This is a genomic window from Azospirillum brasilense, from assembly GCF_022023855.1.
In the GTDB taxonomy this organism is placed as follows: Bacteria; Pseudomonadota; Alphaproteobacteria; order Azospirillales; family Azospirillaceae; genus Azospirillum; species Azospirillum brasilense_F.
Genome location: NZ_CP059450.1, coordinates 503,930 through 528,829, shown reverse-complemented (window position 1 = coordinate 528,829; position 24,900 = coordinate 503,930). Strand labels below are relative to the sequence as shown.

Here is a 24,900-nt window from a genome sequence, read left to right as displayed (position 1 = left end):
TCAAGCAACGTGGTTGAATTCGCGGGCGGTGTTGCTGGCCCCATGCCTGCACTTGCCGCCTCCGTGAGATCAAGGTCAGTCCAGTCTGGTTAATGTGGCGTTAAACCCCTGTTTGATACCCCCTTTTTGCGCACATTTGCGGCCAATTTTTGTTCCTACTCCTATCGATAGGTCGGATTTTGAACTAATTTGCCTATTTGTGGGTTAGGTGGCAGGGCATCGACCGCCTCAAATACCCATACTTCCCTTTGGCTTATCCTGTGACGGGAAAAGCACGGGGAGGCCTTGCGCACGGCGCGTGGCACCATGCGCCCATGGGTGCGAAAACCGGCGGTTGGGAAGGGAAAAAGGAAAGGGCGAAAAAGAGCCCCAAAAACAATCGGCGGCGGAGCCACCCGGGTATGGCCCCACCGCCGGTCAGCCGGACGGGCAACAATATCGGTAAGATGAGAACACCGCGATGGCGTCTCACAGGATGTTGCCGCTTGAACTCCAGCCTTCTATCCGACCGTCGTTACCGCCGGTCGGCACTGTGCGTACAATGCTTTTCGAGCATCAACCTTCACGCCGACCATCCTGCGCCGGACCGAGGCCGTCGTCAAGACCGCGTGGACTGCGAAATGGGCTGGATTACCCAGATGGCGATACTGCCGAAGGTGATCGCCCAACGTGCACGAAGGGGGTGCCCTGAGCTTCGGCGCACCGATGCTCTTACGCGAGCAGATTGACCGAACCAGACAGGGCGGGCATCCCCAGATCCGTCCCACCGAGCGCCGCGAGGCTGTCCGCCGAAGGCATGATTGCGTCCTCTCCGGCGGCACCGTCCGGCTCTCCGGAACCGCCGTCCGTGCCGTCCGGATTGGTCATGGCCTCCACAAAATCCTTCAGTGTCGTGCCGGACCCGAAGGCCGCTTGACGCAGTTCGTTGACGTTGTCCTGCGCCTCCTCCACGACCTTGTCGTAATCCTTGAAGGACTCCCGCCGCGCCTTGCGCCGCTCTTCGGCCTGATCCAACTCGTTGGCGGCCTTTGCTTCGGCGATGATCGACTTCGCCTCGGCAAGGACGGCCTCCACCCGACGCCCGAATTCGTCGGCCTCACGGTAGCGCGACATCTTCAGATCGTTGTCAGCCATCATCCGCTGGATGTAGTTGCGGATCCGCTCGCCCAGCGGGGCGTTGGGGGTGGCGTTCAGGCTGGGCGCCACGTCCTTCATCAGTTGCTGGAGGTCGGTCCCCTGCCCGTCCTCGGCATCCTCGTCGGTTCTCCCTTCAGCCCGGTCCTTTTCCTTTTCTTCTTCCGTTTTCTTAGCCGCCGTCTTCTCGGTAGCCGCCGTTCCAGTGGAGGACTTGCCGTCCGATGGCGGCTTGCCATCCGGAGCAACGCCCGGGGCCGTGGCCTGCCCGGCCAGACCGGCGGCCTCCGCGGCGACAGCCTCGGCGGCACGCGCCTCTCCGTCTTCCGCCGCCTCTTCGCCGGCCGCCATATCCTTAGCCGTGCTTGTGCCGTCGGCGGCCGCAGTGTCCGTCGGCAGCGCCGGGGCTGGCGGCGTGTCCTGCGGCGCCCCTTCGGTCAAGGCGCCCTCAGCCGTCGCGCCGTCGCCGCGGATGGTCACCGTGACATCGACGGCGATTTCCGTCTGAACCATGGTGATGGAGGTGCGGGTGGTCGTCCGCTCGATGGTGATGCCGCCGATGGACGGCGCCCCCGCCCCGCCGGGAAGTCCCATCTCCGCAGCGGCGGCCACGCCGGCGCCATATTCTTTCGCCGCCCGTCCGGCCTGCTTGGCGAGGATCGCAGCCTCCCGCGCCAGCTGCACCAGCTTTTCCCGGTCGCCATGGTTGTGGCGCATCATCATCTTCAGTTCTTCGATCTTGCGCTCGACCTCTTCCAGCCGTTGCGCGGCGACGGCCTTCGGCCCGCCGACACGCTTGGCCTCCTCCAGAGCGTTGACCACGGCGGTGAAATTCTTCTGCTGCTCAGGCGTCATGGTGAAGGGCAGCTTTGCCTGGTCGGCCTTCTCGGTCAGGACCTGCTTGGCGTCCTTGCCCTCCATGGCCTCCAATGCCCGCTCCCAGTCCTTCTTGGCTTTCTGGAGCTGGAAAAGGCTGTTCTGGCCGTTGCTCAGAGCGGAAAAAATGCCGTTCACGGCCGCCTCCTCCGGTTCATTGGAACCTTCGCGAATTCGCGGAGAAGTTTAGCACACTTTCGCGAGCCGTCCAATTCCGACAGCACCATTAGAATCGGCGCCGGCAACCCCGCGTTGCCGCGCAGGAACGCAATACACACCCTGGAACTCCGATGCCCATGAGTGTGTTTGATTCCCGACATCGGACACCGCAAAGCGCGGCGAATTGCCGCAGGCCGCGGACCGGAACACATCCGCAGCCGACCCCGAGGAGGAAAACAGATGGCAGACCGCGATACGTTGGGCACCGGCGAACCGAACCGCAAGACGCCGGACCCGATGGCGAACAGTGGATTGGGCAACGATCGTTCGCAGAACCGGGGTTCCTCGGACGACTTGAACCGGATGGCCGGCGAAGCAGCTGATGCCGGCCGCGACACCCTCGGTGCCGCGCAAGGCCGCATCCGCTCGCTTCTGGAGACGCAGACGGACCGCGCCGCCGACCAGTTGGGCAGCGTCGCCAACGCGCTGCACAAGGCTGCGGAACAGCTGAACGAGGAGAACAACGGCACCGCCGCCCATTACGCAGGACAGGCCGCCGACCGGGTGGAGCGGGTTGCCGACATGCTGCGCAACTCAACTGTGGACGACATGGTCGGCCAGGTGGAGCGTTTCGCGCGGCGTCAGCCGGAGGTCTTCGTCGGCGCCGCCTTCGCCGTCGGCTTCCTGTTTGCCCGCTTCGTCAAAAGCTCCGGAGAACGGCGATTTCGCGGCGCGTCGTCGTCGCATCTGACCGGTGGGTACGCCCGGCACGACCGTGGATACGGCGGTCGTGACCAGGACCATCACGACTACCGTGACTTCGGGCTGCGCGGCGCCGACCGCGCTGGGCAGGAGGCTCTGCGCACCGACCATGACCTCGCCGGCCATCGCCGCGCCGGTCCCGGCGGGCTCGGCGCGTCGGCCTCGATGGGGGGAACCGGTGCGGCGCAGCCGCGGTCCGGCCTGTCGTCCGGCTTCGCCTCCTCAGGCATGACGTCGGCCGGCATGACGTCGGCGACAGCCATAAACTCGGCCGGCGGCGGGATCGGCCGCAACCAGGAGAGTCCGCGTCCGCTGAATACCGCCACCGCGGCGACCACCGCTGCCCGCACCCGCGACGCCGCTGAAATGGTCGCCGGCTCCGCGCCCGGCACCACTCAGGGCAGCACCAGCGAGTCCAAGCCGATGTCCGGCAACAACCCGATCCAGGGGATCAAACCATGAGCGCTGCGGAGGACCGTTCCTACGATCCGCGGCAAGACCGACCCATCGCCGGCCTGTTCGCCGATCTGGCACGGGAGACCACCAACCTCGCCCGCACCGAGATCGAATTGGCCAAGGCGGAGCTGACCGAAAAGGCCGGACAGGCGGCGGGCGGCGCAGCCTATGTCGTCGCCGGCGGCCTGATCGCCTTCGCCGGCGTCCTGGTCCTGCTGGCCGCGGCGGTGCTGGCCCTGTCGAAGGTGGTCGAGCCCTGGCTGGCCGCCGTCATTGTCGGGGTCGTCGTGCTGGTCATCGGCGGCGTGCTGGCGATGATCGGCAAGAAGCGGCTCAGCCCGGAGAATCTCCAGCCGCAACGCACCATTGAGACGCTGCGTGACGACAAACGCTGGGCCCGCTCCCAGCTCGCCCGATGAGCGGCCCATGAGCGACGGACCGAAGAACGGCGGTGAGAAGGGGCGCGGAACGCCCCGCGACTACGACGCGATGCAACGGGAGATCCGCGAACGCCAGGCCCGGATCGGCGACACGATCCAGGTCCTGAAGCGAAAGACCGCGCGGCTCGCTCCCCGTCACCTGATGGAGCAGACCATGAACCGGATGCACACCACCACCGGCGGCTACGGCGAACGCGCCCAGGACCGCTATTACGAGCCGATCCGCAACCAGACCCACCAGCGGTCCCACTCGGTCGGCGAGACCATGCGCAGCAACCCGATCCCGCTCGCCATGATCGGCATCGGTGTGGGCTGGCTGGCCCTGACCGCCTCGGGTTACGACCGGCGCATCGCGCGCAGCGGCACCATGCACAACGTCCGCGACCGCGCCGGCAACGCCGCGCAGTACGCCCGCGACACCTTCTACAGCGCCGGCAACAGCGTGCGCGAGGCCGCCAGCCACGTCTACGAGCGCGCGAGCGACGCCGTGGACGAGGCCGGCGACCGCGTGCGTGGGCTGACCGACCAAGCCCGTGACCGGACGCACAACATGCGCCGGGACATGAGCAGCCGCGTGGACAGCCACATCGGCAACCATGGCGGCAACCATGGCGGCGCCAGCCATTTCCGGACATCGGACCGGCTGCACAGCGCGACCGGACGTTTCTGGGAGATGGTGGACGACCATCCGGTGGTGGCCGGCATGATGGGCGTCGCGCTCGGCGCCGCGCTCGGCGCCAGCATCCCGTCCTCCCGCTATGAGGACCGCTGGGTCGGCGACTACGCCGACGAGGCGACGAGCCGCGCCAAGGAGATGGCCCTCGACGCCATGGACCGCGGCACCCGCGCCGCCCGCGCGGCGGTCGAAGCCGCCAAGGAAGAGGTCGGCGACGCGGTGAGCGCGGCCAGCGACGCGGCCCGGGAGGAGGCGCGCAAGCCGGGCTGATCCGGTTTCGCTCATGGCTCCCCCGTCGGCTCCCTTCGGGTTCCACGCTGACTGCACCGGCCCCGCGGCGTCAACCGCGGGGCCGGTTTTTCTTTGTCCGACCGCTCCGCATGGTTTCCCCTGGGTGGAGTCCGCCCGCGACAGTTCGCCGCAGCGTGCGCCGGGCGCAGGCCTGCCATCCTTATACCCGAGTGTTTTTCCTGGTTATCCCGCTCCGGTTCCGCTTGACAAAGGTCCTATGATGGCCACTTAATCAGGACCAATTTAGTCCTGTATCGGGGTGGTTATGATCCGGCTGAGCAAGCTGACCGACTACGCCATCGTCGTGATGAGCGAAATGGCGCGCCATGTGGGCACGGTTCACACCGTCTCCCATCTGGCGGAGCGCACGGGCGTGCCCTCCCCCACGGTCGCCAAGCTCATGAAGACGCTGACCCCGGCGGGCCTCACGACCTCGCACCGCGGCGCCGCCGGTGGTTATGCGCTCAGCCGCGCCGCCCATGCAATCTCTATCGCCGAGATCATCACGGCGCTCGACGGCCCGATCGCGCTCACCGCCTGCGTTGAGGGCGGCGACAGCCAGTGCGGCGTGCAGCGCCTGTGCCCGATGCGCGGCGGCTGGGAGAAGGTCAACAGCGCCATCCGCGGCGCGCTCGAACAGGTGACGCTGGCCGACATGATGGGACCGCCCGCCTGGGCGGAGGGCCCACCCGGCCCGCTCGACAGCATTGGAGCCGGCCCCAGCCCGGCACGGCGCGCCGCCGTCTGACGTTTCGGCGCCTTCATCGGAAACGCTTTCAGGGAACGAGAGACAAGCATGGCCGCCACGACCGAAACCGTCGAACAGGTCCGCGCCGTCACGGAGCAGAAGTACAAGTACGGCTTCACGACGGACATCGAATCGGATGTCGCGCCCAAGGGCCTGAACGAGGACATCGTCCGCTTCATCTCCGCCAAGAAGGAGGAGCCGGAATGGCTTCTCGAATGGCGCCTGAAGGCGTTCCGCGTCTGGCAGGAGATGGAGGAGCCGCGCCACTGGGCGAAGCTGTCCTTCCCGCCGATCGACTATCAGGACGCGCACTACTACGCTGCGCCCAAGATGAAGGATCGCCCGAAGTCTCTGGACGAGGTCGATCCCGAGCTGCTGAAGACCTATGAGAAGCTGGGCATCCCGCTGCGCGAGCAGGAGATCCTGGCCGGCGTCGAAGGGGCCGAGGGCAAGAGCCCGGCCATAGCTGTGGACGCCGTGTTCGACAGCGTGTCGGTCGCGACCACCTTCAAGGCCAAGCTGGAGGAGATGGGCATCATCTTCTGCGCGATCTCCGAGGCCGTGCACAAGTGTCCGGATCTGGTCCAGAAGTACCTCGGCTCCGTCGTGCCCTACACCGACAACTTCTACGCGACGCTGAACTGCGCGGTCTTCACCGACGGCAGCTTCGTCTACATCCCGAAGGGCGTGCGCTGCCCGATGGAGCTGTCCACCTACTTCCGCATCAACCAGGCCAACACCGGCCAGTTCGAGCGGACGCTGATCATCGCCGACGAGGGCAGCTACGTCAGCTATCTGGAAGGCTGCACGGCGCCCCAGCGCGACGAGAACCAGCTGCACGCCGCAGTGGTCGAGCTGGTGGCTCTGGACGACGCGCAGATCAAGTACTCGACGGTCCAGAACTGGTATCCGGGCAACGCGGAGGGCGTCGGCGGCATCTACAACTTCGTGACGAAGCGCGGCGCCTGCCGCGGCCGCAACTCCAAGATCTCCTGGACGCAGGTGGAGACCGGTTCCGCCATCACCTGGAAGTACCCGAGCTGCATCCTGCAGGGCGACAATTCGGTGGGCGAGTTCTATTCGGTCGCTATCACCAACAACTTCCAGCAGGCCGACACCGGCACCAAGATGATCCACATCGGCAAGAACACCCGCTCGACCATCGTGTCGAAGGGCATCTCCGCCGGGCGGGCGCAGCAGACCTACCGCGGGCTGGTCAAGATCCTGCCGAAGGCCGAGGGCGCGCGCAACCACACCCAGTGCGACAGCCTGCTGATCGGCGACCAGTGCGGCGCCCACACGGTGCCCTACATCGAGAACCGCAACCGCACCGCCCGCGTCGAGCACGAGGCGACGACCGCCAAGATCAGCGAAGACCAGCTCTTCTACTGCCGCCAGCGCGGCCTGTCGGAAGAGGACGCCGTGTCGCTGATCGTCAACGGCTTCTGCAAGGAAGTGCTGAAGGAGCTGCCCATGGAGTTCGCCGTGGAAGCCCAGAAGCTCGTCGGCATCAGCCTCGAAGGCAGCGTTGGCTGACCGCCCACCGTATCGCGAAGGAAGAAGAAACGATGATTGAGATCAAGAACCTGCACGCCACGGTGGACGGCAAGGAAATCCTCAAGGGCATCGACCTGACGATCAACCCGGGCGAGGTGCACGCCATCATGGGGCCGAACGGCTCGGGCAAGAGCACGCTCAGCTACGTGCTGGCCGGCCGCGACGGCTACGAGATCACCGAGGGCTCGGTGAGCTTCTTCGGCAAGGACCTGCTGGAGATGGAGCCGGAGGAGCGCGCCGCCGCCGGCTTGTTCCTGGCCTTCCAGTACCCGGTCGAGATCCCCGGCGTCGCCAACACCACCTTCCTGAAGTCCGCCCTGAACGCCATCCGCAAGCAGCGCGGCGAGCCGGAGCTGGACGCCATGCAGTTCCTGAAGCTGGTGCGCGAGAAGACCAAGGCGCTGAGCATGACCGACGAGATGCTGAAGCGCGCGGTCAACGTCGGCTTCTCGGGCGGCGAGAAGAAGCGCAACGAGACGCTCCAGATGGCCGTTCTCCAGCCGAAGTTCGCGATCCTCGACGAGACGGACAGCGGCCTGGACATCGACGCGCTGAAGATCGTCGCCGAAGGCGTGAACGCGCTCCGCTCGCCGGAGCGGTCGATGCTGGTCATCACCCACTACCAGCGCCTGCTCGACTACATCGTGCCGGACCATGTCCATGTGCTGGCCTTCGGCAAGATCCAGCGCTCCGGCGGCAAGGAGCTGGCGCTGGAGCTGGAGAAGAACGGCTACGCCGAGTTCGGCGTGAACGAGGCGGCCTGACCATGGCGACGACAACCCTCACGAAGGCGCCGCGGGGCTACGACCCGGCGGCGGCCAAGCCCTTCCTGGAGCAGTTCGACCGGGTCAAGGACGGCCTGCCCGGCGCCGGCCTGTCCTGGCTGAACGACCTGCGCAGCCAGGGCCATGACCGCTTCGCCGCGCTCGGCCTGCCGACCGTGAAGAACGAGTCCTGGCGCTACACCAACCTGCGCGCGCTCGACAAGCTGGCCTTCCAGCCGGCCACGGACGCCGGCGAGGCTGTCCGCTTCGACGTGCTGCCGACGGTGCGCGCGGACGGCGCGACCGGCCCGCGTCTGGTCTTCGTGGACGGGCGCTTCCGGGCGGAGCTGTCCTCCACCGCCGGTCTGCCGGCGGGGGTGGAGCTGCTGAACCTCGCCGACGCCCTGACGCGCAAGCCCGATCTGGTGGCTGAGCATTTGGGCCGCATCGCCGCCCCCGACGATCAGCCGCTGGTCGCTCTGAACACCGCCTTCCTAGCGGATGGCCCGGTCCTGCACGTGCCGCGCGGCGTCACGGTGGAGGAGACCATCGAGCTGGTCTTCGTCTCCGTCGGCACCGAGGCGCAGCCCACCGCCTTCCACCCGCGTGGCCTGATCGTCGCGGAGGCGGAATCCCGCGCCGTGATCGTCGAGCATCACGTGGGCCTGGGCTCCTGCACCACCCTGTCGAACGGCGTGACCGAGGTCTTCGTCGGCGCAGGCGCGTCGATCCACCACTACAAGGTCCAGCGCGAGCACACGGAGGCCTTCCACCTGTCGCACACCGCGGCGAAGGTGGCCGGCAAGGGCGTGTACGACAACTTCATCCTGACCATCGGCGCCAAGCTGTCGCGCAACGAGGTGAACAGCGTCCTGGACGGCGAGGAAGGCGACACGCATGTCAGCGGCGCCTACATGGTGCGCGGTGGCCAGCACGTCGACACCACGACCTTCATCGACCACGCCAAGCCCTGCTGCACCAGCCGCGAGGTCTACAAGGGCGTGATCGACGACCAGGCCCGCGCCGTCTTCCAGGGCAAGATCATCGTGCGCCCCGACGCGCAGAAGACCGACGGCTACCAGCAGAACCGCGCGCTCCTGCTCTCCGACACCGCGGAGATCGACGCGAAGCCGGAGCTGGAGATCTACGCCGACGACGTGAAGTGCAGCCACGGCGCCACGGTGGGCGAGCTGGACGACGACCAGCTCTTCTACCTGCGCGCCCGCGGCATCGACAAGGATACGGCGCGCGGCCTGTTGATCGGCGCCTTCCTGTCCGAGGCGCTGGAGGAGATCGCCGAGGAGAGCGTCCGCGACGCCTTCCAGAGCTACGTCGCCAACTGGCAGAACGCGCGCTGAGGAGGGACCCGGAGATGGACACCCAGATCGCCCTCCCCACCTTCGATGTGGAGCGCGTCCGCGCCGACTTCCCCATCCTGTCGCGCACCGTGCATGAGCGGAAGGGCAAGCCCGGCAAGCCGCTCGTCTATCTGGACAGCGCCGCCTCCGCGCAGAAGCCGCGGCAGGTCATCGACGCCATGACCCGCTTCCTGGAGGAGGATTATTCCAACATCCACCGGGGCGTCCATTTCTTGTCGCAGACCGCGACCGACCAGTTCGAGGAGGCCCGCCGCAAGGTCGCCCGCTTCCTGAACGCCCCGTCGGAGCGCAACATCGTCTTCACCCGCAGCGCGACCGAGGCCGTCAACCTCGTCGCCCACAGCTATGGCCGGACCTTCCTGTCGGAGGGCGACGAGATCATCGTCTCGGTCATGGAGCACCACGCCAACATCGTGCCGTGGCAGCTCCTGCAGATGGACAAAGGCATCCGCATCCGCGTCGTTCCCGTGGACGAGCACGGCGTGCTGGACCTGAACGCCTACGAGGACCTGCTGTCCGACCGCACGAAGCTGGTGGCGATGACCCACTGCTCCAACGTGCTGGGCACGGTGACGCCGGCCAAGATCATCGCCCGCATGGCGCACGAGCGCGGCGTGCCGGTCCTGTTCGACGGCAGCCAGGCCGCGGTGCACGGCGTGGTGGACGTCCAGGACATCGACGCCGACTTTTACATCATGACCGGCCACAAGCTCTACGGCCCGACCGGGACCGGCGTGCTGTACGGCAAGTACGACCTGCTGAAGAAGATGCCCCCCTATCAGGGCGGCGGCGACATGATCGAGAGCGTCAGCTTCGAAGGCACCACCTTCAAGGCCCCGCCGGCCCGCTTCGAGGCCGGCACCCCGGCCATCACCGAGGTGATCGGGCTGGGCGTGGCGCTGGACTACATGGAGACGCTGGGCCGCGAGGCCATCGCGGCGCACGAGCACGACCTGCTCCAATACGCCACGCAGCAGCTTTCCCAGATCGACGGCCTGCGCGTCTACGGCACCGCGCCGGGCAAAGGCCCGATCATCTCCTTCACGCTGGAGGGGGTGCACCCGCACGACCTCGGCACCATCGTGGACCAGTACGGCGTCGCCGTCCGCGTCGGCCGCCACTGCGCCGAGCCGCTGATGGACCGTTTCGGGGTCGGCGCCACGGCGCGGGCCAGCTTCGCCCTTTACAACACGCGGGCGGAAGCCGACGCTCTGGTCGAATCGGTGATCGCGGTGAAGGAGTTCTTCGGAGCATGATGGACGAACTGCGCGAGCTGTACCAGGAAGTGATCCTGGACCACGGCAAGAACCCCCGGAACTTCCGGCATCCCGACGATGCCAACCGGGAGGCCAAGGGCGAGAACCCCATGTGCGGCGACCGCTTCATGGTCTATCTGAAGCTGAAGGACGGGGTGGTCGAGGATGTGGCCTTCCAGGGCCGCGGCTGCGCCATCTCCACCGCCAGCGCGTCCATGATGACCGAGGTGGTCAAGGGCAAGACCGAGGCGGAGGCCAAGGCCCTGTTCGAGACCTTCCACGACCTCTGCACCAAGGACGACCACGACCACGGTGACCACGGTCCGGTGGACGAGGACGCCATGGAGCGGCTGATGGTGCTGTCCGGCGTCCGTCAGTTCCCGGTGCGCGTGAAATGCGCCACCCTCGCCTGGCACGCGATGAACGCGGCCATCGAAGGCGAGGACAAGGCGAGCAGCGAGTAAGTTGCAGGAAACGGTGAAACGCGATGCCCGATGACGCGATCTCCAAGGAAGCCGACGCCGCGGAGGCCAAGCCGATGAACCAGACCGAAGCGGACATGGCTGCGGCCAAGGCCGCCTACGACCCGCGCGCCGCGCTGAGCGAGGCGGTGATCTCGGCGCTGAAGAGCTGCTACGACCCGGAAATCCCCGTGGACATCTGGGAGCTGGGGTTGATCTACCGCGTCGACATCGGCCCGAACAACGAGGTCGAGATCGACATGACCCTGACCAGTCCCATGTGCCCGGTGGCCGGCGAACTGCCGATGCAGGTGCAGCAGGCGGTTGCGTCCGTCGAGGACGTCACCACATGCAAGGTTGAGCTGGTTTGGGAACCGCCCTGGCGCCAGGACATGATGTCCGAGGTCGCGCGGGTCCAACTGGATATGTTCTAAGGAGGCGAAGATCCCCCATGGCTACGGCTTCTACGGCTTCTCTCCCCAAGGCCCTTTCCATCACCGACGCTGCGGCGGACCGCGTGAAAGCGCTGATGGCGAAGGCGACGGACGACTACATCGGCCTGCGCATCGGCGTGAAGGCGAAGGGCTGCTCCGGCCTCAGCTACGACGTGCAGTACGCCAAGGAAAAGATGAAGTTCGACGAGGTGGTCGAGGACAAGGGCGTCACCGTCCTGATTGATCCCGCCGCCGTGATGTTCCTGATCGGCAGCGAGATGGACTACGTCGACGACAAGTTCCAGACCGGATTCGTCTTCAAGAATCCGAATGAGAAGGGCCGCTGCGGCTGCGGCGAGAGCTTCCACGTTTGATGGGCACCGGACGGAAGCGCCTATTCCTTTTCCGGAGGAGGCGCTCCCCGTTCGCGATAGGACAGCAGATCCGGCGCCGCATCCGGTGTGGGGTTGCGCTCCAGATCGCCGATCAACGCTTTCATCTCGCCGATTTCCCGCACCTGCGCCTCGATGATGCGATCCGCCAGTTCGCGCACGCGCGGATCGCGGATGTGGGCGCGTTCACTGGTCATGATCGCGATGGAATGGTGTGGAATCATCGCCTTCATATAGGACACGTCATCCACGGTTTCCTGGCTGCGCACCAGCCACAGCGCTCCTTCGAACACCGCGATGCCCGCCACCACGATGGCGAGGTTGGTAGCGGTGCTTCTGTACATGGACCACATGAAGCCGATCATGATGATCGCCATCGTGGCCCCCATCACCAAGGCCATCCAGGTCCGCGTCTGGCTGTAGAACACATGGTCGAGGGCGTAGGTGTTCAAATACATCAGCCCGAACATCACGATCGTCGAGACCACAATCATCGCCAGAAAGCGCCAGTAGCTCATGGCCTTTCGCTCCACCTTCAGGATTCAGAGCTTCAAACAGCAATCGGCTTTCATCGTCCCGCCACGCGCCCCTCCCCTGTCCAACGGCGTCCCGCGTCCCCACTCTCCATGCTAGAGTCCGTCCCCGCGACGCCGACACGGCCAAAACAAGGTTAGAGAAAAGCCCCATGGACAAAGGCACGCCCAAGGCCATCCGCCTGCAGGACTACCGCCCGCCCGCGCACCTGATCGACACGGTCGATCTGTTCTTCGACCTCGGCGAGGAGGTGACTACGGTCCGCGCGCAGCTCGGGCTGCGGCGCAACCCGGCGCGCGACGATGCGTCAGCGCTGCCGCTGACGCTGGACGGGCAGCGGCTGGAACTGGTGTCCGTGGCACTGAACGGACAGCCACTGGGCGATGCCGACTACACCGTCACGCCGGACCATCTGACCGTCCACAGCGTGCCGGAAACCTTCACGCTGGAAACCGTCGTCCGCATCAAGCCACAGGAGAACACGGCGCTGGAAGGGCTCTACAAATCCTCCGGCAACTTCTGCAGCCAGTGCGAGGCGGAGGGCTTCCGCAAGATCACCTATTTCGCCGACCGGCCCGACGTGATGGCCCGCTACACCACCACGATCACCGCGGACAAGGCGCGCTACCCAGTGCTGCTGTCCAACGGCAATCTCATGGAATCCGGCGACCTGCCCGACGGGCGCCACCGCGCGGTGTGGGAGGACCCCTTCCCCAAGCCCTGCTACCTGTTCGCCCTGGTCGCCGGCACGCTGGTGCATCAGGAGGACCGCTTCCGCACCGCGTCCGGCCGCGACGTCACCCTGCGCATCTATGTCGAGCCGGGGAACGAGGACAAGGTCGACCACGCCATGCGCTCGCTCATCAAGTCGATGCGCTGGGACGAGGAAGTGTTCGGGCTGGAGTACGACCTCAACATCTTCAACATCGTCGCGGTCGGCGACTTCAACATGGGGGCGATGGAGAACAAGTCGCTCAACGTCTTCAACACCAAATACATCCTGGCGAAGCCGGAAACCGCCACCGACCAGGATTTCCTGGGCATCGAGGCCGTGGTGGCGCACGAGTATTTCCACAACTGGACTGGCAACCGCGTCACCTGCCGCGACTGGTTCCAGCTCTCGCTGAAGGAAGGGCTGACCGTCTTCCGCGATCAGGAATTCTCCAGCGACATGAATTCGAGGGCGGTCAAGCGCATCGCCGACGTGCAGCGCCTGCGCACCGTGCAGTTCCCCGAGGATTCGGGCGCCATGGCGCACCCCGTGCGCCCGGACAGCTATGTGGAGATCAACAACTTCTACACCCCCACCGTCTACGACAAGGGGTCTGAAGTCATCCGCATGTACCACACGCTGCTGGGGCCGCAGGGCTTCCGCAAGGGAATGGACCTGTATTTCCAGCGCCACGACGGGCAGGCGGTCACCTGCGACGATTTCGCGGCGGCGATGTCCGACGCAACCGGCGTGGACCTGACCCAGTTCAAGCGCTGGTACCGGCAGGCCGGCACGCCGGAGCTGGATGTCGCCGGCGCCTATGACGGCGCATCGAAGACCTACCGGCTGACCGTGAAGCAGACCGTGCCGCCCACCCCCGGCCAGCCGGTGAAGGAGCCGATGCACATCCCGCTGGTCATGGGGTTGCTCGGTCCGGACGGGGCGGACCTGCCGCTGCGCCTGACCGGCGAGGCGGAGCCGGCCGGCACCAGCCGCACCCTGCATGTCACCGAGGTCGAGCAGACCTTCACGTTCGTCGACGTGCCGGCCCGCCCGGTTCCGTCACTGCTGCGCGGCTTCTCCGCCCCGGTGAAGCTGCGGGCCGACCTGACGGACGGCGACCTGACCTTCCTGATGGCCAACGACAGCGACGCCTTCAACCGCTGGGAGGCCGGCCAGACGCTGGCCACCCGCCTCCTGCTCTCCCTCGTCGCCGACCGTCAGGCCGGGCGGGAACTGGCGCTGCCCCAAAGCTTCATCGACGCGGTGGGCGCCGTTCTGAAGGACGCCGACCAGGATCCGGCCTTCGCCGCGCAGGCCCTGGTGCTGCCGACCGAGAGCTACCTCGGCACGCAGATGGAGGTGATCGACCCCGACGCCATCCACGCCGTGCGCGAGTTCGCCCGCCGCCGGCTGGCCGAAGCTCTGCGACCGGGCTGGCTCGACACGCACCGCCGCAACGCGGGCAACGAGCCCTTCTCGGTGGACGCGGCGGCGATCGGGCGGCGCGCGCTGAAGAATCTGTGCCTCGCCTACCTGATGGCGCTGGAGGATGAGGAGGCGCTGGGCCTCTGCCTCGGCCAGTATCGCGGCGCCCAGGCAATGACCGACGTGATGGCGGCGCTGCAGTTCCTCAGCAATTCCAACGCGCCGGAGCGGGACGAGGCCATCGCCGCTTTCTACGAGCGCTGGAAGGGGGAGGCGCTGGTGGTCGACAAGTGGTTCGGCGTGCAGGCGACCTCGCACCGCCCCGATGCCCTGGAGCGGGTGACGGAACTGCTCGCCCATCCCGCCTTCGAGATCCGCAACCCGAACAAGGTCTACGCCCTGATCGGCGGCTTCGCGGGCGGCAACCCGGTGCGCTTCCACGACACCAGCGGGGCGGGCTATCGCTTCCTGGCCGATCAGGTTCTTCGGCTCGACCCGATGAACCCGCAGGTGGCGGCGCGCATGGTCGGTCCCTTCTCGCGTCTGCGCCGCTACGATGCGCCGCGCCGCGCCCTGATGAAAGCCGAGTTGGAGCGCATCGTCGCCACGCCGGGCCTGTCGCCCGACGTCTTCGAGGTGGCGAGCAAGAGCCTGGAGGCGGCCGGCTGATCGGAAGAGGCCTGATGAAAAAGGAAAGGGCCGGAGGATTTCCCCTCCGGCCCGTCCATACCCCCGCGCCGAAACGCGGGCGTCTTTACTTCTGCTCGGCCAGGAAGGCAACCAGGTCGTCCACCTTGCCGGCGTCCTTGATGCCGGCGAAGGCCATCGTGCCACCCGGAACGACTTCCTTCGGGGCGGTGATGTAGGCCTTCAGGTTGTCCGGGGTCCAGGTCAGACCGCCGGCGGCCTTCTCCTGCATCGGCTTGGAGTACTTGAAGCCGTCGATGGCGGCGGCCGGGCGGCCAACGACGCCGAACAGCGACGGGCCGACCTTGTTCTTGCCCTGCTCGGCCGTGTGGCAGGCCATGCACTGCTTGAAGACGTCCTTACCGGCGGCGGCGTCAGCGGCCTGCGCGGCGCCCGCGCCCATGGCAATGCCGGCGATCAGGGCGGCGCCCAGGATATGCTTGTTCATTGGTCAGATTCCCCCTTCCGGATGAGGCCGGCGTTCTGGTGCCGGCAGGTTCGGGCGCAGCATACACATTCTGTGGTTAAGGCCAACCCCCCAACGTGTCGCGCCCACAGCACAAACACCAAATACGGGTTATTTCATCCATGCCAGAAGAAGGACAAGAACGGCCACCACGACCAGCGCCGCCCAAGGCACATAAAAGCCGCCACGCCCCCGGGCGGCGGGAAGCGGAATGGGGATTTCCGGGGCTGGGGCGGCCACGGCGGGCGTTATCGGTTGTGGAGCGGCCGCACTCGTCGCCGCGGGCTGCGCGACCGTCTGAGCGACCGGTTCGGCGACCGGTTCGGGCTGCGGTCCGCCGACCACAGCCGTGAAGCGGTTGAAGAAATCATCCGCCATCTTGCGCGCCGTGGCGTCCACCAGACGTGAACCGATCTGCGCCAGCTTGCCGCCGACCGTGGCGTGCGCGGTGTAGGACAGCACCGTCGCCGCCTCGCCATCCGGTTCCAAGGAAACCTTGGCACCGCCCTTGCCGAAACCGGCGGCCCCGCCCGAGCCTTCGCCGGTGATGGTGTAACCGTTGGGCGGGTCGAGATCCGACAGCGTCACCTTGCCGGAGAACTTGGCGCTGACCGGTCCCACCTTGGCGACCACTTTCGCGGTGAATTCCGTGTCGGAGGTCTTCTGCACCTCCTCGCAGCCGGGAATGCACTGGCGCAGGATGTCCGGGTCGTTCAGCGCCGCCCAAACCTTGTCGCGCGGGGCCGTGATGCGCTGGCTGCCGCTCATGTCCATGACGTGGTTCTCCCCTGCTTTTTCACAGCCAAGCCATAGCCGGACGATACGGCAAGGCCGCAACCGGCGACAGTCCCCCTTTCAGCCAGGAAGGGACGTCTCAGCGCGGGGCGGGAGGCACGCAGTTCTGGACGATCGGCGTGCAGGCGGACAGCGAGGCGTTGCCCGGGTAGGACACCTGCTCCACGACCCCGTCCGGCCCCAGGACGAAGGTGGCCTCGCACATGCCGGGAGAGGAGGAACCGATCGGGAGCCCGAATCCCAGCCCGACGCCGACACCGCTGGAACCGCCGCCTCCGAAGCCTCCGACGCCGATGCTGCTGCCGCCAAGCGGGCTGATCGCCACTCCGGGGTCGGAGACGTAGGTGTAGTATTCCCGCCCGCCGGCCTGGGCCTGCCGCGCTGGAACCCCGGCGCAGGCGAGCAGCCGTTCCTTCGGCATGCCGACCAGTTCGGTCTGGGCGCGCCGGGCGATCTGCGGGTCCGGCCCCGTGGCGCAGGAGGCCAGGAGCGCCCCGGCCAATCCCAGAAGCGTTGCCGTCCCGACATGCCGAACCGCCATGACCGTTCCCCTCCGATGCAGCATCGCACGACTGGCACAACCCCGTCCGCTGCTTGCGGTTCCCGGAGAAAGCCGGCTACCTAAACCGGAGCGTGCTCCACGCTGGCCCTTTTCACCAGACGAAAGGTCGGCTTTGGATGTGACGGCGGTGCCGTCCGACGCTTTGACGGTTGATGGAACGGAGGATCATGGTATGACTGACGAGGGTTTGGTTTCGACTAGCGACGGTTCTGCGATGACCACGGTCTTCCTTGCGCTCGGCAGCAATCTGGGCGACCGCGCCGCCAATCTGGCGACCGCGCAACGCCGGCTCTCTCCGCAGGTCCAGGTCACACTGGCCTCGCCCGTCTATGAAACCGCCCCCATGTACGTGACCGACCAGCCGTCCTTCCTGAACATGGTGCTGCGCACGCAGACGGCGCTCGGCCCGTGGGAACTTCTCCGCCACGTCAAGGACATCGAGGCGGAGATGGGCCGCGACCTGAAAGGCGGCCTTCGCTTCGGGCCGCGCCCCATCGACATCGACATTCTGCTCTATGGCGAGTTGGTGATGTACGCGCCGGAACTGGAGATTCCCCATCCCCGCATCGCCGAGCGCGCCTTCGTCCTGGCCCCGCTGGCCGATATCGCGGGCGACCTTCAGCACCCGGCCATCGCACGCAGCTTCGATGATCTTTTGGCCGCCGTACCGGGGCGCGACACGGTGGTCCGCACCGGCACGGAGCTTCCGGTGGCAGTCTGACCTTTTTGACGGTCTGACCTTGTTGACGGTCTAACCTTGCCGAATGGGCGGGCGCCTGCGCTATAGTGGGCGTGGCGCAGCGACGAGGCGGCCGCCCCGGACGGGGCATCGACCAGGGCCGCCGCCCGCCAGGAGATGTCTTTTTTGGCCAACGATTCCGTTTCCCGACACACCGGCTCCGGCTCTCCCGGCGCAGGGGCGACCTACACCATCCTGCTGCGCGATTTCACCGCCACCGTGTCGCTCGCCGGGCGCTCCGGACGCCACACCGTTCACATCAGTCTGGAGTTGAAGGTCAGTCATCCCGGTCTCGACTTTCCCGACGACATAACCGCGGTCATGTCCTACGAGGACATTGTGGAGGACCTGCGCCGTCTGTGCGCCGAGGACATGGTGCCCGGGCCCGACTATCTGGCTGACCGCACCGCCGCGCTGTGCATGGCCCAGCCGAAGGTCCGCCATGTGCGCGTCGATGTGGAACTGCCGTCCTTGCTACCCGACACGGCCGGGGCCGGCGTCACGATCATGCGAAACCGCGACGCGGAACACTGAGTTCATTCACCTCCACCAATGCGGTAACCCTTTTACCGATATAGGCATCGGTCCGGTGTTCAGGCATGAACACTCAGCGGCTTTCTACCCTTGCGCAAACCGCGATAGAATATTTCGCGATGCAGCATTGTTGCGAAATACCGTATCTTAAGTACAATAGAACCACGCCGCCTCAAGGCCGGCCGGAATGCACAGGGAGGGTAACATGGACCATTTGACGGCTCCGACCCTGTCGGAAATCCTGGACGAGCCCATCATCGTCGCCCTGATGAATCGGGACGGCATGACCGCCGAGACGCTGCGGCAGCTTCTCGAACAGGTTGGGCGCAATTTGCGCGACCGCGAGGACCGGTTGGCCGCCTGAGCGGACGGCGTCCGGCGGCGGGTCCGGACCAGCCGGACCGCCGCCGGAAACAGCTTGTATTCCGCGGGCAGGTATTCAGCAGGCTGATTTTCAGCGGACAGACACGACGCGGAAGGGGCGCAGCTCTCCATCATGCTCGGTGATGGAGATGTATTCCCCCTCGACCAGAGTGTGGCGGTCGAAGCGGAAGATCGGTTCGTCGTCGTCGCTGTCGTCGGCGTCGTAGTCGAACAGCCACCCCTTGCCACGATGAACAAGGTGGCCGGTCTGCTCGTCCTCCCCGCGCCAGAAACGGCGGACCGTGCAGGAAGCCCTCTGGCTGCGCCATTCCTCGAGATCCAGATGGCCGTCCGTGGTCAGCGGGGCGATGAACTCATAGCCATGCTCCGCGCTGCCTTCCGGATGGTCGGCGGTGCGGGCCAGTTCAAGGCGGATTGTCTTCAAGGGCACGGTCGTTCGTCCTTTGCAGGCGGCGGTACAAGGCACACGTCGCGGAAGCCCGACGGTTGGGGGAGCGCGCCAAACGCACTCCCCGCCGTCCCCCCGACGCGATCCCGCCAATGCCAACCAAACAGGGAGCCGGTTGTTCCGCGGCTCCCCACGACCACCCGCACCGTCACGGCGCGGGTGGGGCGTTTCCTTCCTGACGTCCTCCCGTCCTGCCGCCCTCTTGAGATGTGGCGTCGCCTTACAGGGCCGGGTGCTGGTGCACGAAGCCGTCCAGAACGACCGTCAACTGGCGGGCGTGGACGGTCTGCCCATGGCTGCGGGCCCGGTCGATGTCCTCGCGGATGATGCGGGCGATCCGGCGGATGCCTTCGGCGTCGTGGGCAAGACAGCAGCCCAGTTCCACCGCTAGGATTTCCGGCAGATGCTCATGCTCCGCGATGGCGTCGATTTCCTCTTCGGTCAAATCGCTGAGCGCGATGCAATCGTCGATCGTCAACATGGCGCGTTCCTTCCCGATTGCCGGGCCTTGCCCGGACCGGAGTCCGGGTGGCCCTTGTGGTTGAAAACCATCGGCGTGGAGGGCGCCCATCGTTGCTTGCGGCGCCGCGCGTCGGATCGGAGAAGCCCGGCCTTTTAAAAGAGAGGCCCCGTCGTCAGTGGGCCATCAGCACGGGCAGGCCGGCGTGATTCAGCACATAGCGGGTCACGCCACCCAGGATCATTTCCCGCATCCGGCTGTGTCCGTATCCCCCCATCACGAGGAGGTCGGACCCAAGTTCCGAGGCCTTGTTGATGATGGCTTGGCCGACGGGTTCCGATCCCGGCTTCAATATGGTTACCTGAACGTTAACGCCGTGCCAAGCGAGATATTGGGCGATGCGACGCCCTGCCGCAGCCTGGGTGTGGGACGTCTCGGCGGTCAGCACATGGACGGTGTCGGCACCGGTCAGGAAGGGCATCGCCCCGGTCAGGGCGCGCACCGATTCGGGGCTGCCGTTCCAGGCGAGCGCCACCGTGCGCCCGATCTCGTCCGGCAGGGTGGCTGGCGCCAGCAGCAGCGGACGGGCCGCCCCCAGCAGGGCGCTTTCCACCGTGGCGTAAGCCTGGGTGTTGCTGTCCAGCGTGGTGTGGGCGAAGACCAGCAGATCGGCCAGCCGCCCCTCGCGCGGCACCACCTCCTCGACGCGGCCCGTTTCCTCCCGCCACTGGGCGGTCGGCGCCTCGACGCCGGTCGGGATGTCGCGCAGTTCGATGTCCGCGGCGCGAATCACATCGTCGAAGGTGCGGCGGGCGGTGTGGAGGTGGGTCTTCGACTCCCCTTCGGCGGCGCGCATGATTTCCTCGACCATCGCGCCGGACATGCCCTCGCCCAGCATGGGCACGGCGTCGCGCGGGTCCAGCGACACGAACAGGGCGTCGACATGGGCGTCGAATTCGCGCGCGATCTTCAGAGCGGCGTTCAAAGCCACCGTGTCGCCGTCGAGTCCGGCCAACGGCACAAGGATCGTCTTGAGTGACATGATCTCCCCCCGGGCCGTTTCCGCCGGCCCATCTTCTGGACGGTGCCTGTCGGAACGACGGCTGGATGCACCGTTTCCAGCGCCGCGCCGCCCATATATTAGACCATGGGGAACCGGCGGCGCCCGTTCCACCTGGAATTACACCAGTCGCTCCAGCACGGCCGCAAGCGTTTCCCCCGCATCCCTGCCAGCATTCGTACGCAGCCACTCAAGCGGGCCCAGATCATAGACGTCCTGCCGCTCGGCCACCTCCGCCGTCGCGTCCGAGGCGTCGCCGCGGCGGGCGGCGATGCGGGCGACCCGCGTGTCCAAGGGCGCGTCCAGCCAAATCCCGTCGAATCGAACACCGGTTTCGGCGGCAAGACGGGCCGCGGCGGAACGCTCCTCCGGTCGGGCATGGACGGCGTCCAGCACCACGGCATGGCCAGCGGCGAGCACGACCCGCGCCCGTTCCAGAAGCCCGGCATAGACCCGCCCGGTTACTGCCGGCGTGTAGGCGTCGGCGGGGAGCCGCTCCGTCTCCCCGACCCCGAAGAGACGCTTGCGCAGCGCGTCGGAGCGCAGGACCACCGCGCCCGGCGACGCCCCCAGCGACGGCGCAAGGGCGCGGGCCAGCCGGGTTTTGCCGCTGCCGGACAGGCCGCCGATGGCGACCAGCCGCGGCGGCGGCGGCTCCAGCGCCGCGATGGCCTGCTCCAGATAGGCCAACGCCTCCCCTTCCGAGCTGCGCTCCGCATCTTCGCCGGGGCGGAGCGCCGCCGTGGTGGCGGCGATCTTGGCGCGGATGGCCGCCCGTGCCGACAGGAACAGGGGCAGCAGCGCCAACCCGCCATAATCCTCCGTCGCGTCCAGGCTGCGGTTGAGGAAGGCGTTGCCGAGCGGGCGCTGCCCCCGCCGCTCCAGATCCATCAGCAGAAAGGCGAGATCGTAGGCGACGTCGATGACCGCCAAGCGCTCGTCGAACTCGATGCCGTCGAACAGGACCGGCCTTCCCTCCAGCAGCACGATGTTCCGCAGATGCAGGTCGCCATGGCAGTGCCGGACGAAGCCACGCCGACGCCGCTCCTCCAACTGCGGGGTCAGGCGCTCCAGCGCGCCCCTGGATCTGCGGGCCAGCGTCTCGACGCCATCCTGGGGAAACAGCGACGGGCAGGCGCGCAGTTCTGCGATGTTGCCGTCCACCACCTCCCGCATCGCCACGGCGCCGCCGCCCTCCGGGCGCGGTTCGGCGGCCTCGTGAAAAGCGGTCACGGCGTCGGCCAACCCGCGAATCAACCCGTCGTCGAGACCGCCCCGCTCCGCCACGCGGTCCAGCAGGGCGTCCTGCGGAAAGCGGCGCATCGCGACCAACCAGTCCAGCGCCGTCCCCCCCGCCGCGTCCTCGCCGCCGAAGGCGAGCGTGCCGTCCGTCCGTCGCACCACCGACTCCAGGCCAAGGTAAAGGGATGGCGCGGTTCGCCGGTTCAGCCGCAACTCCTCCAGGCAAGCCGCGCGGCGGCGTTCGGCCGTTGAATAGTCGAGATAGGGGTAGCGGACCGCACGCTTGAGCTTGTAGGCCCGGTCCCCGGCCAGGAAGACGATGGCGGCGTGGGTTTCGACGCGCTCCACCGCCGCCCCGCCATGACTCGCCGGATCGGCGAGGAAGGCGGCCGCAGACGGCGTCGGGTCCCGTGCCAAGTCGGAAGCGGCATGCTGCATGACGGCAGTCTAGCACGCTCCCGCGCCAGCCGATGAGCCCCGCCAACCGCCTAGGCCCTCACAAACAGGGCAGCCCTCCCACCATTGACGCGGGGGGCGGCGCGCACGACATCTAGGAGTAGCACCGTTACGCGCTTGCGCGGGGGTGCGGTGCAACGCGTAATGCCACAACCGCGCCGGGATCGGACGCGGTAGGCTGGAGCAGCCGGAGTAGGACGGTCAACGATCGATCGGGAGCAGGCCGCCGTGCGTCATGGGACCTCGTGCCTCTGTCTGTTGGTTGCCGTGGCGGGCCTTGCGCTCTCCACTCCCGCAGGCGCGCAGACCCTGTCCATGCCCGACGACCGGATCGGCAACTGGAAGATCGGCGGCCTCGCCTACAGCGTCGGTGAAACGCCGGACACCAAGGTGTCCGACCTGCACAACAAGATCCGCATCGGCTCCTCCCTCGTGCCCAAGCTCGACGGTTACGCGGAGGTGCGCCCCTGGGTGTCGCTCGGTCCCAGCACGCCAGACGGCAGCCTCCATGGAATGGGGGGCATCCTGATCGACGTTCCGTTGGGAGGATCCTCCTTCGTCTTCACGCCCAGCGTCGGCGCCGGAACCCTGCCGGTCACGCCACGCGATCCGGCGGCCTCGGGCAGCGTGGTCGAGTTCCGGTCCCAGCTCGAACTCGGCTATCAGTTCGAGAACAAGGCCCGCTTCAGCCTGGGCTACAGCCGCATCGACACCAGCGGTCCCACCGCGGATTCCGCCACGCCGACCAACAACGTGTTCGGCCTCTATTACCGCATGCCGTTCGGAGCCTTCACCGGACGCTGAGAATTCGCCGGTTCTTTTGCGGCGCAGCATGACCATCCGCGAATCACTTCGATTTTCTGCTGACGCGGAGGCTGCGCAAAGGGGTTGGCAATACTCGCCTTAACCACTTGTTAATGACGGCTGGTTCTATTGACCTCGGGGACCAACGCCGGGGATTCGATCATGGCCAAGCGCAAGACCGCCACCGCAAAGACCGCCGACGCCGCTCCGTCGCTCGAAGCTGCCGAAGCGCTCGCCACCGACACCGGGGCGGAAATCGTCCTGAAAACCAATTTCGCGGCCATCGAGCAGGACGCGGTCGCGCTGTTGCACGCCGCCAGCCTTCTCGTCGAAGCCGACACGCCGGAAAAGGCGAATCACGCTCTCGACCACAATCTCCGCCTCTGGGTCGCCATCAAGACGGTGCTCCAGAACGAAGAGAACACCCTGGATTCCGAGGTCAAGGCGAACCTGCGCAACCTCGCGCAGTACGTCACCGTCACCACCATGGAAGCCACACAGGGCTCCATCGAGGCGCGCAAGCTGGTGTCGCTGTCGCGGATCAACATGCACATCGCCGAGGGGCTGCTGCACGGCCAGAAGAGCCGCATGGTGCAGGAGCGTGCCTATGAGATCTGGGAGCGCGAAGGCCGCCCGGACGGGCGCGAGATGGACCATTGGCTGCGGGCCGAGGGCGAAATCGCCGAGTTGCTGAGCAACCGCTGACGGCACGCGCATCGATCGGACCGGCGTCGCACCGCAATCCGGCCATTCCGTCAGGACATGACCACCCGCGTCGCGGCAACGTGACGCGGGTGGTTGCAGTTGATAGCATCCGGGCGTGACCGCGCCCCCCCTCTCCCCCGCCCCCGCCCGTCCCGCGACGCCCCGCCACATCCGCGTGGAGAACATCCCGCTCGGCATCGTCATGATGCTCGGGTCGGTGCTCCTGTTCTCCGTGATGAATGTGCTGGTAAAGCTGCTCTCGGAGACGTATCCCGTCATCGAGGTGACCTTCTTCCGCAACGCCATGGCGTTGATCCCGGTTGCGGTGGTCATCTCGTTGCAGGGCGGGTGGATCAGCAATCTGCGCACCGAACGGCCGATGGGTCATGTCTGGCGCTCGGTCGTCGGACTGACGGCGATGTCGCTGACCTTCTGGTCCTTCAATCTGTTGCCGCTGGGCGACGCGGTGGCTCTGAACTTCTCGGCCCCGCTGTTCCTCACCGCCCTGTCGGTGCCGCTGCTCGGCGAAAAGGTCGGCATCCACCGGTGGAGCGCGGTGCTGGTCGGCTTCGTCGGTGTTCTCATCATGGTCCAGCCGTCGGGCGAGATGCTGACGCACCTGGGCGCGCTGGTCGCCCTTGGCGCCGCCTTCTGCCAGTCCTTCGCGATGGTGGCGATTCGCCAGCTCAGCAAGACCGAGCGCGCCAACACCATCGTCTTCTACTTCACGGCGATCACCACACTGATCCTGGCGCTGGTCATGCCCTTCGTGTGGGTCACCCCGCGCAGCCTGACCGATTTCGCCCTGCTGTCGGCCACCGGCGTCCTGGGCGGCGGCGCCCAGCTTTTCCTGACGCGGGCCTATTCGCTGGCCCCGGCGGCCGTGGTGGCGCCCTTCAACTACGCCGCGCTGCTGTGGGCCGTACTGTTCGGCTGGCTGCTGTGGAACGAGATGCCGACCCTGCACATGGTGTCGGGGGCCGCCGTGGTGGCGGTCAGCGGACTCTACATCCTGCACCGCGAAACCCGACGCCGCCTTCCCCCAAGCCCGCCCGCGATGGGCGGCGGCGGCGACTGACCGCCGCAGCCTATTCAGCTC

At 66.8% G+C, this 24,900-nt stretch carries 27 protein-coding genes; 18 read left to right on the top strand and 9 right to left on the bottom strand.

What is annotated here, in order from left to right:
• Window positions 1-711: 711 nt before the first annotated feature.
• Window positions 712-2,148, bottom strand: a complete 1,437-nt coding sequence (locus H1Q64_RS15820; protein ID WP_237906115.1) for a hypothetical protein — start codon at window positions 2,146-2,148, stop codon at window positions 712-714.
• Window positions 2,149-2,409: 261 nt separating this feature from the next.
• Here H1Q64_RS15820 and H1Q64_RS15815 point away from each other — a divergent pair, with 261 nt between their 5' ends.
• From H1Q64_RS15815 to H1Q64_RS15765, 11 genes are all read left to right on the top strand, one after another.
• Window positions 2,410-3,393 carry a hypothetical protein gene (locus H1Q64_RS15815; protein WP_237906114.1) on the top strand — a complete coding sequence of 328 codons (984 nt, stop codon included), beginning with the start codon at window positions 2,410-2,412 and terminating at the stop codon, window positions 3,391-3,393.
• Window positions 3,390-3,806 carry a phage holin family protein gene (locus H1Q64_RS15810; protein ID WP_237906113.1) on the top strand — a complete coding sequence of 139 codons (417 nt, stop codon included), beginning with the start codon at window positions 3,390-3,392 and terminating at the stop codon, window positions 3,804-3,806. The genes H1Q64_RS15815 and H1Q64_RS15810 overlap by 4 nt, the downstream gene beginning before the upstream one ends.
• A 7-nt stretch (window positions 3,807-3,813) precedes the next feature.
• Entirely contained in the window at window positions 3,814-4,773 is a 960-nt protein-coding gene (locus H1Q64_RS15805) for a hypothetical protein (protein WP_237906112.1), read from the top strand.
• A 286-nt stretch (window positions 4,774-5,059) separates the two neighbouring features.
• Window positions 5,060-5,542: an SUF system Fe-S cluster assembly regulator gene (locus H1Q64_RS15800; protein ID WP_237906111.1), complete on the top strand. Its 483-nt coding sequence runs from the start codon at window positions 5,060-5,062 to the stop codon at window positions 5,540-5,542.
• Between the two features lie 48 nt (window positions 5,543-5,590).
• Window positions 5,591-7,078 carry a Fe-S cluster assembly protein SufB gene (sufB, locus tag H1Q64_RS15795; protein WP_237906110.1) on the top strand — a complete coding sequence of 496 codons (1,488 nt, stop codon included), beginning with the start codon at window positions 5,591-5,593 and terminating at the stop codon, window positions 7,076-7,078.
• A 32-nt stretch (window positions 7,079-7,110) separates the two neighbouring features.
• Entirely contained in the window at window positions 7,111-7,863 is a 753-nt protein-coding gene (gene sufC, locus H1Q64_RS15790; protein ID WP_137116359.1) for a Fe-S cluster assembly ATPase SufC, read from the top strand.
• Window positions 7,864-7,865: 2 nt separating this feature from the next.
• A complete protein-coding gene (gene sufD / locus H1Q64_RS15785; protein WP_237906109.1) occupies window positions 7,866-9,221 on the top strand; it encodes a Fe-S cluster assembly protein SufD in 1,356 nt (451 codons plus the stop codon).
• Window positions 9,222-9,235: 14 nt separating this feature from the next.
• The gene (locus H1Q64_RS15780; RefSeq protein WP_237906108.1) at window positions 9,236-10,498 is read left to right on the top strand and encodes a cysteine desulfurase; all 1,263 of its coding nucleotides are present in this window, start codon (window positions 9,236-9,238) and stop codon (window positions 10,496-10,498) included.
• Window positions 10,495-10,962, top strand: coding sequence for a Fe-S cluster assembly sulfur transfer protein SufU (gene sufU, locus H1Q64_RS15775; RefSeq protein WP_014197141.1), 468 nt, complete (start codon window positions 10,495-10,497; stop codon window positions 10,960-10,962). Before H1Q64_RS15780 ends, sufU begins: the two co-directional genes overlap by 4 nt.
• Before the next feature lie 23 nt (window positions 10,963-10,985).
• Window positions 10,986-11,393, top strand: a complete 408-nt coding sequence (locus H1Q64_RS15770) for an iron-sulfur cluster assembly protein (RefSeq protein WP_149165072.1) — start codon at window positions 10,986-10,988, stop codon at window positions 11,391-11,393.
• Window positions 11,394-11,410: 17 nt separating this feature from the next.
• Window positions 11,411-11,767 carry a HesB/IscA family protein gene (locus H1Q64_RS15765; RefSeq protein WP_237906107.1) on the top strand — a complete coding sequence of 119 codons (357 nt, stop codon included), beginning with the start codon at window positions 11,411-11,413 and terminating at the stop codon, window positions 11,765-11,767.
• Between the two features lie 20 nt (window positions 11,768-11,787).
• Here the strand turns inward: H1Q64_RS15765 and H1Q64_RS15760 are convergent, their stop codons facing one another.
• Window positions 11,788-12,303: a DUF305 domain-containing protein gene (locus H1Q64_RS15760; RefSeq protein ID WP_237906106.1), complete on the bottom strand. Its 516-nt coding sequence runs from the start codon at window positions 12,301-12,303 to the stop codon at window positions 11,788-11,790.
• A gap of 167 nt (window positions 12,304-12,470) precedes the next feature.
• On the opposite strand from H1Q64_RS15760, the gene pepN reads away from it, so the two are divergent.
• Entirely contained in the window at window positions 12,471-15,128 is a 2,658-nt protein-coding gene (gene pepN / locus H1Q64_RS15755) for an aminopeptidase N (RefSeq protein ID WP_237906105.1), read from the top strand.
• An 85-nt stretch (window positions 15,129-15,213) separates the two neighbouring features.
• Here pepN and H1Q64_RS15750 read toward each other — a convergent pair whose 3' ends face one another.
• From H1Q64_RS15750 to H1Q64_RS33855, 3 genes are all read right to left on the bottom strand, one after another.
• On the bottom strand, window positions 15,214-15,594 hold the full coding sequence (locus H1Q64_RS15750) for a c-type cytochrome (protein ID WP_237906104.1): 381 nt from the start codon (window positions 15,592-15,594) through the stop codon (window positions 15,214-15,216).
• Between the two features lie 129 nt (window positions 15,595-15,723).
• Complete coding sequence (locus H1Q64_RS15745; protein WP_237906103.1) at window positions 15,724-16,386, bottom strand: SRPBCC family protein; 663 nt, start codon at window positions 16,384-16,386, stop codon at window positions 15,724-15,726.
• 100 nt (window positions 16,387-16,486) lie between these two features.
• A complete protein-coding gene (locus tag H1Q64_RS33855; RefSeq protein ID WP_014197152.1) occupies window positions 16,487-16,948 on the bottom strand; it encodes a hypothetical protein in 462 nt (153 codons plus the stop codon).
• A gap of 235 nt (window positions 16,949-17,183) precedes the next feature.
• Between H1Q64_RS33855 and folK the strand changes: the two genes are divergently transcribed.
• From folK to H1Q64_RS15725, 3 genes are all read left to right on the top strand, one after another.
• Complete coding sequence (gene folK, locus H1Q64_RS15735; protein WP_237906102.1) at window positions 17,184-17,690, top strand: 2-amino-4-hydroxy-6-hydroxymethyldihydropteridine diphosphokinase; 507 nt, start codon at window positions 17,184-17,186, stop codon at window positions 17,688-17,690.
• Window positions 17,691-17,834: 144 nt separating this feature from the next.
• Entirely contained in the window at window positions 17,835-18,242 is a 408-nt protein-coding gene (locus tag H1Q64_RS15730; protein WP_237906101.1) for a dihydroneopterin aldolase, read from the top strand.
• Between the two features lie 205 nt (window positions 18,243-18,447).
• Entirely contained in the window at window positions 18,448-18,606 is a 159-nt protein-coding gene (locus H1Q64_RS15725) for a hypothetical protein (RefSeq protein WP_014197156.1), read from the top strand.
• 90 nt (window positions 18,607-18,696) lie between these two features.
• On the opposite strand, the gene H1Q64_RS15720 is transcribed toward H1Q64_RS15725, so the two are convergent.
• The 4 genes from H1Q64_RS15720 to H1Q64_RS15705 form a co-directional block, all read right to left on the bottom strand.
• Window positions 18,697-19,056, bottom strand: coding sequence for a hypothetical protein (locus H1Q64_RS15720; protein WP_237906100.1), 360 nt, complete (start codon window positions 19,054-19,056; stop codon window positions 18,697-18,699).
• 238 nt (window positions 19,057-19,294) lie between these two features.
• Window positions 19,295-19,555: a hypothetical protein gene (locus H1Q64_RS15715; RefSeq protein WP_014197158.1), complete on the bottom strand. Its 261-nt coding sequence runs from the start codon at window positions 19,553-19,555 to the stop codon at window positions 19,295-19,297.
• 154 nt (window positions 19,556-19,709) lie between these two features.
• The gene (locus tag H1Q64_RS15710) at window positions 19,710-20,576 is read right to left on the bottom strand and encodes a universal stress protein (protein ID WP_237906099.1); all 867 of its coding nucleotides are present in this window, start codon (window positions 20,574-20,576) and stop codon (window positions 19,710-19,712) included.
• Between the two features lie 138 nt (window positions 20,577-20,714).
• The gene (locus tag H1Q64_RS15705) at window positions 20,715-22,274 is read right to left on the bottom strand and encodes an AAA family ATPase (protein WP_237906098.1); all 1,560 of its coding nucleotides are present in this window, start codon (window positions 22,272-22,274) and stop codon (window positions 20,715-20,717) included.
• Between the two features lie 333 nt (window positions 22,275-22,607).
• On the opposite strand from H1Q64_RS15705, the gene H1Q64_RS15700 reads away from it, so the two are divergent.
• From H1Q64_RS15700 to H1Q64_RS15690, 3 genes are all read left to right on the top strand, one after another.
• Window positions 22,608-23,096: an acyloxyacyl hydrolase gene (locus tag H1Q64_RS15700; protein ID WP_237906097.1), complete on the top strand. Its 489-nt coding sequence runs from the start codon at window positions 22,608-22,610 to the stop codon at window positions 23,094-23,096.
• Window positions 23,097-23,258: 162 nt separating this feature from the next.
• A complete protein-coding gene (locus H1Q64_RS15695) occupies window positions 23,259-23,801 on the top strand; it encodes a DUF2934 domain-containing protein (protein ID WP_237906096.1) in 543 nt (180 codons plus the stop codon).
• Between the two features lie 115 nt (window positions 23,802-23,916).
• Window positions 23,917-24,879, top strand: a complete 963-nt coding sequence (locus H1Q64_RS15690; RefSeq protein ID WP_237906095.1) for a DMT family transporter — start codon at window positions 23,917-23,919, stop codon at window positions 24,877-24,879.
• The last annotated feature ends 21 nt before the right edge of the window (window positions 24,880-24,900 follow it).

Excerpts from the sequence above, each read along its gene's own strand:
- pepN (WP_237906105.1), top strand. The coding sequence starts at position 12,471 with ATGGACAAAGGCACGCCCAAGGCCATCCGCCTGCAGGACTACCGCCCG.
- H1Q64_RS15710 (WP_237906099.1), bottom strand. The coding sequence starts at position 20,576 with ATGTCACTCAAGACGATCCTTGTGCCGTTGGCCGGACTCGACGGCGAC.
- sufB (WP_237906110.1), top strand. The coding sequence starts at position 5,591 with ATGGCCGCCACGACCGAAACCGTCGAACAGGTCCGCGCCGTCACGGAG.
- H1Q64_RS15815 (WP_237906114.1), top strand. The coding sequence starts at position 2,410 with ATGGCAGACCGCGATACGTTGGGCACCGGCGAACCGAACCGCAAGACG.
- H1Q64_RS15700 (WP_237906097.1), top strand. The coding sequence starts at position 22,608 with ATGCCCGACGACCGGATCGGCAACTGGAAGATCGGCGGCCTCGCCTAC.
- H1Q64_RS15770 (WP_149165072.1), top strand. The coding sequence starts at position 10,986 with ATGCCCGATGACGCGATCTCCAAGGAAGCCGACGCCGCGGAGGCCAAG.
- sufD (WP_237906109.1), top strand. The coding sequence starts at position 7,866 with ATGGCGACGACAACCCTCACGAAGGCGCCGCGGGGCTACGACCCGGCG.
- H1Q64_RS15805 (WP_237906112.1), top strand. The coding sequence starts at position 3,814 with ATGAGCGACGGACCGAAGAACGGCGGTGAGAAGGGGCGCGGAACGCCC.
- H1Q64_RS33855 (WP_014197152.1), bottom strand. The coding sequence starts at position 16,948 with ATGGCGGTTCGGCATGTCGGGACGGCAACGCTTCTGGGATTGGCCGGG.
- H1Q64_RS15765 (WP_237906107.1), top strand. The coding sequence starts at position 11,411 with ATGGCTACGGCTTCTACGGCTTCTCTCCCCAAGGCCCTTTCCATCACC.
- H1Q64_RS15750 (WP_237906104.1), bottom strand. The coding sequence starts at position 15,594 with ATGAACAAGCATATCCTGGGCGCCGCCCTGATCGCCGGCATTGCCATG.
- H1Q64_RS15810 (WP_237906113.1), top strand. The coding sequence starts at position 3,390 with ATGAGCGCTGCGGAGGACCGTTCCTACGATCCGCGGCAAGACCGACCC.
- sufC (WP_137116359.1), top strand. The coding sequence starts at position 7,111 with ATGATTGAGATCAAGAACCTGCACGCCACGGTGGACGGCAAGGAAATC.
- H1Q64_RS15745 (WP_237906103.1), bottom strand. The coding sequence starts at position 16,386 with ATGGACATGAGCGGCAGCCAGCGCATCACGGCCCCGCGCGACAAGGTT.
- sufU (WP_014197141.1), top strand. The coding sequence starts at position 10,495 with ATGATGGACGAACTGCGCGAGCTGTACCAGGAAGTGATCCTGGACCAC.
- H1Q64_RS15760 (WP_237906106.1), bottom strand. The coding sequence starts at position 12,303 with ATGAGCTACTGGCGCTTTCTGGCGATGATTGTGGTCTCGACGATCGTG.
- H1Q64_RS15800 (WP_237906111.1), top strand. The coding sequence starts at position 5,060 with ATGATCCGGCTGAGCAAGCTGACCGACTACGCCATCGTCGTGATGAGC.
- folK (WP_237906102.1), top strand. The coding sequence starts at position 17,184 with ATGACCACGGTCTTCCTTGCGCTCGGCAGCAATCTGGGCGACCGCGCC.
- H1Q64_RS15695 (WP_237906096.1), top strand. The coding sequence starts at position 23,259 with ATGGCCAAGCGCAAGACCGCCACCGCAAAGACCGCCGACGCCGCTCCG.
- H1Q64_RS15705 (WP_237906098.1), bottom strand. The coding sequence starts at position 22,274 with ATGCAGCATGCCGCTTCCGACTTGGCACGGGACCCGACGCCGTCTGCG.
- H1Q64_RS15715 (WP_014197158.1), bottom strand. The coding sequence starts at position 19,555 with ATGTTGACGATCGACGATTGCATCGCGCTCAGCGATTTGACCGAAGAG.
- H1Q64_RS15780 (WP_237906108.1), top strand. The coding sequence starts at position 9,236 with ATGGACACCCAGATCGCCCTCCCCACCTTCGATGTGGAGCGCGTCCGC.
- H1Q64_RS15725 (WP_014197156.1), top strand. The coding sequence starts at position 18,448 with ATGGACCATTTGACGGCTCCGACCCTGTCGGAAATCCTGGACGAGCCC.